Origin of the sequence: Butyrivibrio proteoclasticus, assembly GCF_900115735.1 — a bacterium.
GTDB lineage: Bacteria > Bacillota > Clostridia > Lachnospirales > Lachnospiraceae > Butyrivibrio > Butyrivibrio proteoclasticus_B.
On sequence record NZ_FOXO01000012.1, the window covers coordinates 104,346 to 118,531 of the forward strand.

The following is a 14,186-nucleotide window of genomic DNA, read 5'->3' on the forward strand; positions in this document are numbered from 1 at the left end:
ATGTCAGGTTATTACTTTCTCTATAGTAAGTATATTGCAACCATTTTCATTTTTATATGAAACTTTGTCCATGCTTTTTTTCACAATAAAGATACCTAGCCCGCCAATTTGACGTTCCTCAGCAGAAAGTCCGGTGTCAGGATCCTCTTTTTTTAATGGATCAAAATAAATTCCCTGATCGATAAATGTAATAACAGCAGTAGAATCCTCTGTTCGAAAATCATACTGTATTTCCGCCTGGCCACCTTTTCCATCGTATGCATAACTGGCAATATTCACAAATATTTCCTCAACAGCAACATCGATTTGCATTTGAACTTTCATGGATGCTCCGGCTTTTTCTAATTCAGCATCAATAAAGCCGATCACTTCATCAAGTTTTTGAACCTGTGCATCAATTTTGAGTACGCTCATAGTATTCCCCATATTTGTACTTCATGTTTGTTATCGTCCATAACATCATTATATACAATATATCGTAAAAAGTGTTGCAATTTTTATAAAAAAGAATGTCGCTTGCGACATTCTCGCGCCGAGCGCGGTTGCATTTATGCAACATCTTCCAATCGCGCGATGTGCGCATCCCTAGCGGAGCGATTTTTCATATCATAGGAAGCAATTTCCTATGATATGAAAAAACGGGCAGAGTACATTTCTTTGTAATCTGCCCAGTTTGTTAATCTGTAACGATAAAGCTTTATAGTTCGAATTTTGCCACAAAATTCTGAAGTTCCTGAGCGTTTTCAGCAAGTTTATCAGAAGCCTCTGCTACTTCATGAGTAGTTGCTGTCTGCTGCTGTGAAGCAGCTGATACATTCTGAGTTTCATCAGCAACGCTTGTACTCATATCTTCAATCTTCTGAATATTTTCAGCGATAGTTTCAGTTCCATCTGAAAGCTGAGTTACTATCTCGCTCATGCGGGCAGACTGTTCAGAAATTGTATAAACCATATCAACGATATTGCTGAATGTATTTCCCGCCTCATTAACTGTTTCTGTACCCTGAGCAACGCTTTCAGCACCTGATCTCATGGCTTCTACAGCCTCATTGGAATTATGCATGATCTCTGAAATAAGTTCTGTGATATTTGACGCAGCTTCGTTGGACTGATCAGCAAGCTTACTAATCTCACTGGCAACAACTGCAAATCCTTTACCCATTTCTCCAGCTCTTGCAGCCTCAATGCTGGCATTAAGAGAAAGAAGATTTGTCTGGCTTGCAATCTCAGCAATTGTATCAACAAATGTATCGATATTCTTGAGTTGTTCTCCAAGAGCATCAACAACAGTTGCAGTATTTTCAACAGACTCTTTGATAGTAGCCATCATATTGGTAGCATTTGTCATATCTGCTGCACCCTTCTTGGCTGCATCATTTGTGGAATCGATCATCTTGGTTGTCTGTTCGATTGCATCCTTGAATTCCTGCATATTGTCAATAAATGCTCTTGTTTCCTCGCTTGCTCCTGATACTGCAGTGATCTGCCCTGCACAGGAATTAGCAACATTAGTACAGGATACTGCAACCATCTCACTGGCATCAGCAGACTGTGATGCGCTTGCTGAAAGCTCTTCTGAAGCAGATGCAACATAGCTTGTCGTATCAAAAATCTTCATCATAAGCTCTCTGACATTTCCGTGCATCAGGTCAAGTGCGCTTGCAATCTGACCAATCTCATTACTCTCTGCCTTAAGGCTACGCACCTTCTCCATCTCTTCATTATCAGTAAAATCATTATTTGCCATACGAACCATTTGGTTTGTAGCCAGCTTAATCGGTCCGGTAATTCTTTTGCCCATATATACCGCAACAAAGATACCTATAATCAAAAGAACTAAAAATATTACCATAGCCTGAACAACTGTATTATTAAGCGAAGCATAAGCTACTGACTTATATGCAGTAGCAAGTGTGTCAATATGATCTACCCAGACACCAGTACCCATTACCCAGTCAAAAGGTTTGAAATATGCAGTATAATTTATCTTCGGAAGAGGCTCTGTCTCATTTGGCTTAGCAAACATAAGCTCTGTATATCCGCCGCCATCTTTCATTCCGTTTTTGATCATATCCTGAATAAAATAGTTTCCTTGAGGATCAACAGAATCCCATCTTGACTGTCCTTCTGTATCTCTTCCTAAAAGAACTACATTAATTCCCTTGGAAGTATCAACCCAGAAATATCCATTGCCATCGTCATATCGCATTTCTCTAATAATATCAGCAGCCATTTTCTGAGCTTCTTCCATAGTCATTTCGCCAGCCTGATATTTGTTGTACATGAATTCGCATACGCTCATCGCTTCCTGGGTTTCATTTTTTAATTCTGACTTAATGTCTTCCAGGATTCTTTCTCTATAAGAATTCGTCTGACTATCATTATTGGTAACATTATTTACCACACTAAAAATCTCGATACTAAGAGCAGTGATAAGAACTGCAAGAATAATCGAGCCAACGATTGGTAACATCAGAGATCCATGTTTTTTTTCCATATGGTAACCTTTCTCCCGAATTATCGGATTCATTATTCTAGACATGTATAATACATGTCTAGAAATTATTTTACTATATTTCGAGAAGATGTTTGCCTTAATTTCGTATTAAAACTATTACTATTTTATAAACTTGTGGACAAGAAAGCATGTTGCTTGCAACATGCTCGCGCCGAGCGCGGTTGCATTTATGCAACATTTACCTATCGCGCGATGTGCAGATCACTTGGCGAGGTTTTTTCGAGCCTAGTGAAATGTCATACACAGTAGTGCGCATCCATAGCGGAGCGTTTTTTATGATATAGGAATTTCGAAGAAATTTCCTATATCACAAAAAAGGACTACCGCAATGGGTAGTCCTAAATTGTTAACAATATTAACTATTAAGTCAAATTAGTTCTTTTTGTTCTCGTTGTAAGCTCTCTTAGCTTCTTCGATACCAGCCTTAAGTCCAGCAAGTCCAGCCTTTGCAACTTCAGCAGATGCATCAGCAAGGTCTTTAGCAAGAACCTGAGCCTTCTCAGCAGCTTCCTTAAGCTTTTCCTTTGTCTCATCGTCTACAACTGACTTCTTGCAATCGCAGTTTGCCTTTGCAGCCTTTTCAGCGATAGCTGCCTGTGCAGCAGCAAGTCTAGCTACAGGAACACGGAATGGTGAGCATGATACATAGTCAAGGCCAATCTTGTGGCAGAACTCAACTGATGAAGGATCTCCACCATGCTCTCCACAGATACCAACATGAAGTGAAGGATTAACCGGCTTACCAAGCTTAAGTGACATTTCCATAAGCTTACCAACACCTGTCTGGTCAAGCTTAGCAAATGGATCGTTCTCGAAGATCTTTGTGTCATAGTAAGCATTTAAGAACTTACCAGCATCATCACGAGAGAATCCGAATGTCATCTGTGTAAGGTCGTTAGTACCGAAGCAGAAGAAATCAGCTTCCTTAGCGATCTCATCAGCTGTAAGAGCAGCTCTTGGGATCTCGATCATTGTACCAACTTCATACTCAAGCTTAGCACCTGCAGCAGCGATCTCAGCGTCAGCTGTCTCAACTACTATCTGCTTAACATACTTAAGCTCTTTAACTTCACATACAAGAGGAATCATGATTTCAGGCTTTACATTCCAATCAGCATGTGCCTTCTGAACTTCAAGGGCAGCTCTGATAACAGCCTTTGTCTGCATCTTAGCAATTTCAGGATATGTAACTGCAAGACGGCATCCTCTGTGACCCATCATAGGGTTAAACTCGTGAAGAGAATTGATGATGGCTTTGATCTCTTCTACGCTCTTATGCTTTGCATCAGCAAGCTTCTTGATCTCATCTTCTGTTGTAGGAACGAACTCGTGAAGAGGTGGATCAAGGAATCTGATTGTAACCGGGCATCCCTCAAGAGCTTCATAGAGCTGCTTGAAGTCGTTCTGCTGATAAGGAAGGATCTTTTCAAGAGCAGCTTCTCTCTCTTCTACTGTATCTGAGCAGATCATCTCACGGAATGCAGCAATTCTGTCTTCCTCGAAGAACATGTGCTCTGTACGGCAAAGACCGATACCTTCTGCACCAAGCTCTCTAGCCTTCTTAGCATCAGCAGGTGTATCAGCGTTTGTACGAACTTTAAGTCTTCTGAACTCATCAGCCCAAGCCATGATACGTCCGAACTCACCAGCGATCTTAGCATCAACTGTTGCAATCTGACCATCATAGATGTTACCTGTTGTACCATCGATTGAAATGAAGTCTCCCTCGTGGAACTCTTTTCCAGCAAGTGTGAACTTCTTGTTCTCTTCGTCCATGTTGATGTCGCCACAACCTGATACGCAGCACTCACCCATACCACGAGCAACTACGGCAGCGTGTGATGTCATACCACCACGAACTGTAAGGATACCCTGAGCAGCCTTCATACCTGTGATATCTTCTGGAGATGTCTCAAGACGAACAAGAACAACCTTCTCGCCTCTTGCAGCCCATTCTACAGCGTCATCAGCTGTGAATACAACCTTACCACAAGCAGCTCCAGGTGATGCACCAAGACCTTTTCCAAGTGGTGTTGCAGCCTTAAGGGCAGCAGCATCGAACTGAGGATGAAGAAGTGTATCAAGGTTTCTAGGATCGATCATTGCTACAGCTTCTTCTGGAGTCTTGTGTCCCTCATCAACGAGGTCGCAAGCGATCTTAAGAGCAGCAGGAGCTGTTCTCTTACCATTACGGCACTGAAGCATGTAAAGCTTCTTGTTCTCAACTGTGAACTCCATATCCTGCATATCATGGTAGTGATTCTCAAGAGTCTCACAAACCTTGATGAACTCAGCATATGCTTCTGGGAATTCTTTTTCCATCTGAGCGATTGGCATAGGTGTACGAACACCGGCAACTACGTCCTCACCCTGAGCATTGATAAGGAACTCACCCATAAGTTTATTCTCACCTGTTGCAGGGTCACGTGTGAATGCAACACCTGTACCAGATTCATTGTTAAGGTTACCGAATACCATAGGCATTACGTTAACAGCTGTTCCCCATGAATATGGGATATCGTTATCACGACGATATACGTTAGCACGAGGGTTATCCCATGAACGGAATACAGCCTCGATAGCAAGCTTAAGCTGCTCTACAGGATCTGAAGGGAAGTCTTTGCCGAGCTGCTTCTTGTACTCAGCCTTGAACTGCTCTGCGAGTTCCTTAAGATCTGCTGCTGTAAGATCTACGTCAAACTTAACGCCTTTTTTCTCTTTCATCTCATCGATGAGCTGTTCGAAGTATTTTTTACCAACTTCCATAACAACGTCAGAGAACATCTGAATGAAACGACGATATGAATCGTATACGAAACGCTCGAATGCAGGATCTGGATTTCCTTTGATCATTGCTGCAACTACGTCGTCGTTAAGACCAAGGTTGAGGATTGTATCCATCATACCTGGCATTGATGCACGAGCACCTGAACGTACAGAAACAAGAAGAGGATTCTGAAGATCGCCGAATTTCTTTCCGTTGATCTCTTCCATCTTCTTAACGCCTTCCATAGCCTGAGCCATGATCTCGTCGTTAATCTTACGTCCATCTTCATAATACTGTGTGCAGGCCTCTGTTGTGATTGTGAAGCCCTGTGGTACTGGGAGTCCGATGCTTGTCATTTCAGCAAGGTTAGCACCCTTACCACCAAGAAGGTTACGCATTGTCATGTTACCTTCGCTGAACATATAAACCCACTTGTTCGCCATGTTTTTACCTTTACCCTTTCAAAACTATATATTATATTTATAATTTAGCTCCGCTTTTCGGAACGAAACTATCAAAAATAAAAATATCAAAGCCTTTTTTCGCATCTTCAAGCTGCTGTTCTGACTTTATAGTCCAGGCCGCTGCAACAGTTCCATATAAGTATCTGCAGAGTCTCCTGGAAATGTTATCTGCATATTTGTGATTAAATGCAATAAAATCAGGCCTTGTCAAAAAATTGAAGAATAAGTATGTAAGCAGGAAATATATCAATCCGCTAAACTCTTCCGGTTTATCTTTATGAAAATCATCTGAAAGCTGGCCTCTCATAATCTCAGGTCTGTTCTTTTTGTACCAGTGAACTCCAAATGGATTAAAAGATTCGATACAATAAACGCCTTTATATTTTGAAAGAAGCTCATCAGCCTTGTTACAAACAGAAAGGTCAAATCTCTCTATCTTAAGTTCAACTATAAGAGGAACCTTTCCATCAACCATTTTAAGGAAGTCTTCAAATCTGGGAATCTTTTCATGTGAGTTCATAAGGTTAAAATTCAAGAGCTCATCGTATGTATAATCGATAACCTTGCCCTTCTGACCGGTAACTCTCTCGAGCGTAAAATCATGAAAAACAACCGGTACTCCGTCCTTACTTAACTGAACGTCACACTCTATTCCATATCCTCCATCAACAGCCTTTTTAAAAGCTGCCATGGAATTCTCAGGAGCATCCGATTCATTATCGAACAGTCCTCTGTGCGCATACAGAACACCTGTGAAAGGCTCCCTTGAAGGTTTATTTATTATCCTAGGCATTATCATAAGCAGATACAAAACAAGTAAAATAAGTAATGACAGGCCTAAGATCTTCAAAAATACCATTTAATCACTTCCTAAATGAAAATCATTGGATTTGTTAATTATTAAACATTACGCGTCCGCTAAATATTTTACAGCCATATTTCATATAAAGCAACACTAATTTTATTAGGAAACTGCTATTACTTAAACGTTTAAAATGCCCTGAACCATCGATGGTTCAGGGCACTATCATTTTTACTATTAAATTTTAAACAGAAACGTTTCCGGTCTATCGGTTCTATAGAACACCGGAATTACATCAATTGGCGCTTCAGTTTCTATATCACATCCACCCTGATACTTTATTCCGGTAAATGCATGTACCCAGTCACAGCCGGATGGAAGATAAACTTTTCTCTTCTTCTCACCTTCGTGACAGATCGGTGCAACTAAAAGATTATCGCCAAACATGTATTCATCAGTGACATCCCAGCTCTTTTTATCCTCACTAAACTCAAGAAAAAGAGGTCTGATCACAGGTGTACCTGATTCAGAAGCCTGTTTCATGGCATTTCTTGTATAGTCACGAAGTTGCTCTCTTATGTCAATATAGCCTTTCATGATTCTATAAGCTTCATCACCATAGCTCCAGATCTCGTTTGGTGCTCCTGTTACTTCTCTCTCCTCGCCGGCTTTATTTATTATCTTACTGTGGGGCTGTCTGCTGCCGTGCATTCTCATAACAGGGCAAAAACACCCGAATTCAAACCATCTGAGCAAAAGCTCAGTGAATTTCTCACTTGTAGTATCACCGCCATGGAAGCCTCCAATATCAGTAGTCCACCACGGAATACCTGCTATTCCCATCTGAAGTCCTGCAACTATCTGCTTCCTGAAATCTTCCCAGGATGACATAATGTCTCCGGACCAGACTAGTGCTCCGTACTTCTGGCTTCCTACCCAGGCGCATCTTATCAGATTGACTATGTCATTCTGCCCGTTTTCCTTCTGGCCTTCATAAAAAAGCCTTGCATATTCCCTTGGATAAATGTTTCCTGTTTCCAGAACTGATCCGCTGTAATACTGGTAATTTTCGTAATCATAGCCTGTAAACTCAGGTTCAGCCTCATCAAGCCAGAATGTCTTTATCCCCAGATCTGCATAGTTCTTTTTAATCTTATCCCATACATATTTTCTGGTCCTTGGGTTAGTGGCATCCATAAAGAGATTATCACCGTGAAAAACCATCTGTACATCCACACCACTCCTGCTCTTTACAAGAAGTCCCTTATGTTTCATTTCTTCATAATTTTCACTTCTTATGTCGACCTGTGGCCAGATAGAAACCATGCACTTTATTCCCATTTTAGTGAGTTCATCCACCATTTCTTTTGGATTTGGGAAATACTCAGGATCGAACTTCCAATCGCCACATCTTAACCAGTGATAATAGTCAATAACAAGAACATCTACAGGAATTTTCCTCTTGTAATACTCTCTGGCAATTTCCAGCACCTGCTCCTGATTGAAGTAGCGAAGCTTACACTGCCAGTAGCCAAGTCCATATTCAGGCATCATTGGCGCTCTTCCAACAACTGAAGTGTAATTTTCAATGATATCTTGTGGTGTATCTCCTGCTGTGATCCAGTAATCAAGCTGTTTTGTCTCCTCAGCCACCCATTCTGTCACATCAACTCCAAAGTGCACTTCTCCAATTGCAGGATTGTGCCACAAAAATCCGTATCCCTTATCAGAAAGAACAAAGGGCACACTTGCCTGAGAATTCCTATGGGCAAGCTCAAGGTTACAGCCCTTTAGATTCATCCTCTCCTGCTGATATTGTCCCATTCCATAGAGCTTTTCATCAGGATCAGACTCGAATTTTGCCCGAAGTTTAAACACATCACCGCTTATTCTCTTAAAACTCCTTGCCTTTGTACAAAGTGCTCCATTATTTGATATTTCTTTTAACAAAACCTTACCTGAGATTGCCTCTGAGTAAACAATCTGCAGAGTGTCTCCCCAAGGCTGGACGTAGCATGATGCTGTGATCTTTCCATTTGTAATGCATGCACTTCTATATGAATCTCTTGGATCTTTTGTGTCTTTTTCATCATGGGTGACCACCTTGACTTCATGCATTTTTTCATCTGGTGGCAAAAGAGCTGCTGACTGATCTATAACATCACCCAAAAAGACGCTCCTTACTCTGAGACTGTTCCTGCCCCAGGGCTCAATTACAAGCATCTCGCCATTTCCTCTAAATATAAGTTTTCCGTTTTCCTCTGAAAAGAACTGCATAACTCCTCCAAATAATTCAGACCTTTAATTTCCAGTAGATTCCATAGCTCTCTGTATACTGATCAAAGTGAGTTGTGAATACAAGGGGCTTTGATGTTCCGTTAAGGTCGAATTCAGCTTCTCCATCTCTTTTTATAAGATATTTATCTATATTTCCAACAAAATCATCAACAGATTTTTCAGAAATAATACTGATTTCATCGCTGTCTACGCTTCTGCCTGCAGAAGCAACTACTGCTATTCCATGAGGCTTTGTCATAATCTTTTTTGCCCCAAGTCTTGCTGAAAGCACATATGGGCCGTAGAGAAAAGCATAGGTGTTTTTGCCGTCAGGAAGGCTTTCGCAGGTAATGCCAAATGGTATGCAAACTTCCAGTTCAGCTCCACTTGCAATATCCTCTTTTGGAATGATCAAAAAGCCTTCATTCTGCTTAAGCTCTTTTTCCTTACCATTAAGTCTTACGCTTGGAATTGCCCTACTCCAGGTCGGGATTCTGAGCCAGAGATCATCTGCTATCGCCTTTCCGGCTGCAGGCTTGATCCTGATATTAACTTTGTCTGACTCTGTAAAATTGCAGTCCATAGTGACAACATAGTCATCAGAAACATATTCTGAAGCTATATATAGGGAGATCAAAAGTTTCTCATCGCCTTTATAGAATATGCCTCTCTGAAGCTTGGTGAAATTCTCATAGCCTGTTCCTGTACAGCACCAGAAGTTTCCATCAAGAGTGTTAAACACCTTGTGGTAGCCTGTAGCCATTGGCTGGAAATAAGTTGTAAATCCTGTCTCATGGTTCTGTGATGCCATGATGGCATTTATAAGCGTTCTTGCTGAGTAATCCAGATATTTCTTTTTACCTGTTACTGCAAAAAGCCTTCTTGAAAGCTTGAGCATATTGTAAGTATTGCAGGTCTCGTTGTTTACATTGGTCCTCTCTGCGTCAAGTACATTATCCTGACCAAAGTGCTCATTCTCACTGTTTCCACCTGTAACATAGGTGTGTTTATTAACTACAAGGTCCCAGAAGCTTTCAGCATAATCCAGATATTTTTTCTCTGAATTAAATGCTTCATATCTTGCAAGAGCGCCGATGAATTTAGGAATTGTAGTATTGGCATGGACGTTGTTAAGTAGATCTGCCTTACCGGATAATATTCTTTCAAAAAGCTCTGTCTCATCAAAGGCGTGGGCAGCATCTGCAAAGCGTTCATATTCCTTGCTGTAAAGAGAGTTTCCCTTATCTTTCAGATCTCTGTTTATCTCATAAAGTTCATACAGGCAGTCGTTCATTCCACCATATTCTATGCTGAGTACTTTTTTATGTTTATCTTCCGTCCAGCCTTCAGTTCTTTTGGCAATCCAGATGCCAAGAGCATTGGCAATCTCAAGGGCTGTCTCACTTCCATAGTACTTAAAAGAAGCATTTAATCCTGTGAGGATCTTGTGCATTGTGTACCACGGCACCCAGGCCTCCAAAAATGGATGACTCATACCTTTTTCTACATTTTCAAACTGAAGCAGTGGATTGTCTCTGAACTCCTTTGTTGGAAAGCCTGCACCAAAGATAAAACCTTCATTTTCTGTTCCCTTTATCTTTTCCTGACATTCTTTTAATGAAACAAGCATATAATCAAGACGCTCTTTTACATCTTCAAGCTCTTTTCCTGTAACAGCAGGAGAAACTGCTGCCTGCGCAAGAGCTGTCAGATAATGTCCCATTGTATGTCCGCCAATAAGCTTATCTTCCCATTCACCTCCATAACGCTGCTTTCTTTTCATGAAAGCACTTGTAGTCTCTTCATCCTCCCCCGCAAGAATGCAGGCGGTCTCACGGAAGCCAGCAAGAAGCCTGTCCGGATCAAGCAAAAGCATATTCTTTACATCAATATGAAGTGCCTCATCGAAATATCTGTCTGTAACCTTAACATCTTTTAATTTTGTTAATTCCCACATTTGTTCGTATTTTTTCCTCTCCTCATTATCCTTTAACTGCACCTATCATTACGCCCTTTTCAAAGTATTTCTGAACAAAAGGATATACGCAAAGAATAGGCAGAGTTGATACTATTAAAACTGCATATTTTACCTGGTCTGCACTGGACTGGCCATAACCTCCCTGCACTCCTCCATTACCACTTGCAAAGGCCTGATTTAAAAGAAGTATCTGCCTAAGCACGATCTGCAACGGAACATTGCTTTCTTTACTGTTGTAAATAAGAGCATTGAAATAATCATTCCAATGAAATACAGCATAATACAATGTTAACACCGAAATAACAGCCTTTGAAAGAGGTAAAACAACAGCAAAGAAGTATTTAAAATGTGAACATCCATCAAGAATAGCTGCTTCATACAGCTCATCCGGAATCGCAGTGGCTATAAAAGTCCTCGCAATGATCAGGTTATAGGTGTTTACTGCAACAAATATTATCAGTATTGTCTTGGTTGAAATAAGATGCATTGCAGAAACGGTCATATAAGTCGGAACAAGTCCTCCATTAAAAAACATAGTGAAAACAAAATAGAACATAACCGCATTTCTGGCTTTGAAATCTTTTCTTGAAAGTGCATAAGCAGCAGGCATAGTGATTGCCATATTTAGTGCAGTACCGGCTACTACGTACAATATAGTATTACCATATCCGGTCCATATTCTTTTATCCTGCATGATCTGTTCATATCCATAAAACCTGATATCTTTTGGCCAAAATGTAACAGCCCCCTGATTAACCAGATTTGAATTGGAAATAGAAGCAATAACAACGAAATAAAGGGGATATGCGATAATTATAACCACAAGAATACTAAGTATTATTACAACTGCCCCAAATATCCTGTCCGGCCACTTCGAAAAAGTTTTTTCTTTAGCTTTTATGGCCTGTGAATCAATACTCTTTTCAATACTCATATCCATCGTTTTCCTCCTTTACATAAGTCCACTGCCTGTTGTTCTTCGTGACACCCAGTTAGTAATAACAAGGCAGATAAAGTTCACAACAGTGTTAAAAAGACCTACTGCAGTACCAAAGGAGAATTGCGAGCTCTTTACGCCAACATCATATACGTAAGTTGAAATAACCTGGGAAACGCCCAGATTTGTACTATTTTGCATAAGGAAGATCTTATCAAATCCAACATTCAGAATTCCTCCCATATTAAGAATAAGAAGGATCATGATAGTTGGTATCAAAGCCGGTATATCAATGTTTAGCATGGTCTGCCATCTGTTTGCGCCATCTACTTTGCATGCATCATAAAGCTGTGTATCAACAGAAGAAAGAGCTGCTATGAAGATGATTGAATTCCAGCCCATTGATTGCCAGACACCGGTCAGAACATAAAGCGGTAAAAATGTGCCTGCACTTCCTACAATATTTACGGAAGGCCCCACCAGATGAAGTGCTTTAAAAAAGTTAGATACTACACCGCTTCCGCTGGCAAAAAGAATGTTTATCATAGAAACCAGAACAACTACTGAAATAAAATATGGAATATAGACTATTGTCTGAACAAACTTTTTCCACTTCTCATTTCTTAGCTGATTTATAACAAGCGCCAAAATAATAGGCGCAGGGAATCCGACTATTATACCTGTAACAGCTATCACAAAAGTATTGCGAAGCGTAGGCCAGAACATATTACTTTCAAAGTACTGCTTAAAATACTTGAAGCCTACAAAATCTCCTCCAAGAAAGCCTTTAGAAAAGTTATATTCCTTAAATGCCAGCTGAACACCATACATAGGAACATAACAAAAAATAAAAATGTATATCATTGCGGGTAAGAGCATCACCCAAAGTTGCCAGGTGTGTTCAAAATATTTTGCTACTCTTTTTGCCATACCTTCCTCCTGTAGATAAAGGGCGAAGAGCATAATCCACTCTTTCGCCCTCTGTCTATGTATTATGATATCCGGATCATAACCAAATTATTAAAAAGAATTACTTACCTCTGTATGTATCAAATGCACCCTGTCTGATTTCCAACAGTCTTGGAAGTCCGGCAGCATTTACACTTTCTACATATGCATCCCATGTAGCATCAACATCCTCATCTCCAACAAGCCAAAGTCCCCACTGATTCTCAGTAATATTATTTACGTTGGCCTGAAGAACTGCCATCTCGTTCTGCTGATCTTCTGTATATTTCATGAACATCTGCGGATAGTAATCGCTCTCTGAAACCTTAGCAAGTGTTGATTCATAAGCCTGTCTTTCTCTCAAAGCATTATCCATATCAGGTGTCATTTCGATTGTTGTTGCTCTTCTGATATACATAGGACCGTTATCAGCAAATGCATATGTCCATTTCCATGTACCAGGGTCAACTGCAGGATCCTGAGGATCATTTACCTTATATGCATTGTCACCAGTCTCAGAAACATTGCCATCTGAAATTCCACCAAAGAGTACCTGCACTGATCCTGCCTGTGTATAGAACTGATCAAGGAATCTCATTGCTGCCTCTTTGTTCTTGCACTTCGCACTCATGGCAACTCTGTTTGTAGACATGTTAAGTCCTGAGTAATCATAGGTCCAACGAACATCATAGTTCTCACCATCAAGGTCATAGGTGAGTGGTTCCAAAGCTACATACTGACTTGCAAGGTTATTTCCAAATTTATCTGTTTCTTCCCAACCATATACAACGCCAACAAGTGCCTCTCCATTCTCGTTACCCCTTGAAAGAGACTGGAACATTGAGTAGTCATTTGTGATCGCATTTTCATTGATAAGGCCCTCAGAATAAAGTTGAGCTAAATACTTCATGAGCTTTTTATATCTTTCATCTACAGCAAAATTCTTCACCTGGCCATCTTCTGCAAAGTAACCATCATTTGCCCAGTTTGTAAGCTGAATGCCAAGTCCACCTACAAGGTTTGAAAGAGAATATGCACTGCCAAACCATCCGTTGAAGTCCATAGGAACTTCATCTGCAAGGCCATTACCGTTTGGATCATCATTTTTGAATGCAAGTAAAACCTTCTCAAGTTCTGAAAATGTCTTAGGTGCTTCAAGGCCAAGCTTGTCAAGCCATGTCTTATTTACTGAAACTTCGCACATTAAAAAGTGCTCTAGAACCTTGAAAATTCAATAAAAACTGGCAACAAAAAAGGCGATAAGCCTCTAAAATTGGTATAATTTAAGTACCACCAAAAATTAACCATAAGGAGACCAACGCCTTGTCTAAGATTATATCACAGAATGAACTCGATACTAAGCAGATAACAGATTCAATCAAGATTTTCTTCAATAAATTTCATGTTTCTGCGATATTGAAATCATCTAATGTAAAAAAGCTGAAAGGTGAATCTCCTTCAAACATCTTGATGTATGCGTTTTCTCTCGTATTTC

9 protein-coding genes are annotated in these 14,186 nt (G+C 40.3%); all 9 read right to left on the reverse strand.

What is annotated here, in order from left to right; genetic code table 11:
• Positions 1-3 precede the first annotated feature (3 nt).
• Positions 4-414: an ATP-binding protein gene (locus BM146_RS09285; RefSeq protein WP_074887740.1), complete on the reverse strand. Its 411-nt coding sequence runs from the start codon at positions 412-414 to the stop codon at positions 4-6.
• A 283-nt stretch (positions 415-697) separates the two neighbouring features.
• Positions 698-2,497, reverse strand: coding sequence for a methyl-accepting chemotaxis protein (locus BM146_RS09290; protein WP_074887743.1), 1,800 nt, complete (start codon positions 2,495-2,497; stop codon positions 698-700).
• Between the two features lie 393 nt (positions 2,498-2,890).
• On the reverse strand, positions 2,891-5,728 hold the full coding sequence (gene ppdK / locus BM146_RS09295) for a pyruvate, phosphate dikinase (RefSeq protein ID WP_074887746.1): 2,838 nt from the start codon (positions 5,726-5,728) through the stop codon (positions 2,891-2,893).
• A 37-nt stretch (positions 5,729-5,765) separates the two neighbouring features.
• Positions 5,766-6,608 carry a glycerophosphodiester phosphodiesterase family protein gene (locus BM146_RS09300; RefSeq protein ID WP_074887749.1) on the reverse strand — a complete coding sequence of 281 codons (843 nt, stop codon included), beginning with the start codon at positions 6,606-6,608 and terminating at the stop codon, positions 5,766-5,768.
• A 180-nt stretch (positions 6,609-6,788) separates the two neighbouring features.
• Positions 6,789-8,828, reverse strand: coding sequence for a glycoside hydrolase family 31 protein (locus BM146_RS09305; RefSeq protein ID WP_074887752.1), 2,040 nt, complete (start codon positions 8,826-8,828; stop codon positions 6,789-6,791).
• 16 nt (positions 8,829-8,844) lie between these two features.
• Positions 8,845-10,785: a beta-L-arabinofuranosidase domain-containing protein gene (locus BM146_RS09310; RefSeq protein WP_074887754.1), complete on the reverse strand. Its 1,941-nt coding sequence runs from the start codon at positions 10,783-10,785 to the stop codon at positions 8,845-8,847.
• 25 nt (positions 10,786-10,810) lie between these two features.
• A complete protein-coding gene (locus tag BM146_RS09315; RefSeq protein ID WP_242949377.1) occupies positions 10,811-11,746 on the reverse strand; it encodes a carbohydrate ABC transporter permease in 936 nt (311 codons plus the stop codon).
• 12 nt (positions 11,747-11,758) lie between these two features.
• A complete protein-coding gene (locus tag BM146_RS09320) occupies positions 11,759-12,673 on the reverse strand; it encodes an ABC transporter permease (RefSeq protein WP_074887757.1) in 915 nt (304 codons plus the stop codon).
• A 100-nt stretch (positions 12,674-12,773) separates the two neighbouring features.
• Entirely contained in the window at positions 12,774-13,895 is a 1,122-nt protein-coding gene (locus tag BM146_RS09325) for a type 2 periplasmic-binding domain-containing protein (protein WP_074887761.1), read from the reverse strand.
• Positions 13,896-14,186: the final 291 nt, after the last annotated feature.

What these genes read in the sequence shown, in the direction of transcription:
- BM146_RS09285 (WP_074887740.1), bottom strand. Translation starts at nt 414, where the DNA reads ATGAGCGTACTCAAAATTGATGCACAGGTTCAAAAACTTGATGAAGTG.
- BM146_RS09290 (WP_074887743.1), bottom strand. Translation starts at nt 2,497, where the DNA reads ATGGAAAAAAAACATGGATCTCTGATGTTACCAATCGTTGGCTCGATT.
- ppdK (WP_074887746.1), bottom strand. Translation starts at nt 5,728, where the DNA reads ATGGCGAACAAGTGGGTTTATATGTTCAGCGAAGGTAACATGACAATG.
- BM146_RS09300 (WP_074887749.1), bottom strand. Translation starts at nt 6,608, where the DNA reads ATGGTATTTTTGAAGATCTTAGGCCTGTCATTACTTATTTTACTTGTT.
- BM146_RS09305 (WP_074887752.1), bottom strand. Translation starts at nt 8,828, where the DNA reads ATGCAGTTCTTTTCAGAGGAAAACGGAAAACTTATATTTAGAGGAAAT.
- BM146_RS09310 (WP_074887754.1), bottom strand. Translation starts at nt 10,785, where the DNA reads ATGTGGGAATTAACAAAATTAAAAGATGTTAAGGTTACAGACAGATAT.
- BM146_RS09315 (WP_242949377.1), bottom strand. Translation starts at nt 11,746, where the DNA reads ATGGATATGAGTATTGAAAAGAGTATTGATTCACAGGCCATAAAAGCT.
- BM146_RS09320 (WP_074887757.1), bottom strand. Translation starts at nt 12,673, where the DNA reads ATGGCAAAAAGAGTAGCAAAATATTTTGAACACACCTGGCAACTTTGG.
- BM146_RS09325 (WP_074887761.1), bottom strand. Translation starts at nt 13,895, where the DNA reads ATGTGCGAAGTTTCAGTAAATAAGACATGGCTTGACAAGCTTGGCCTT.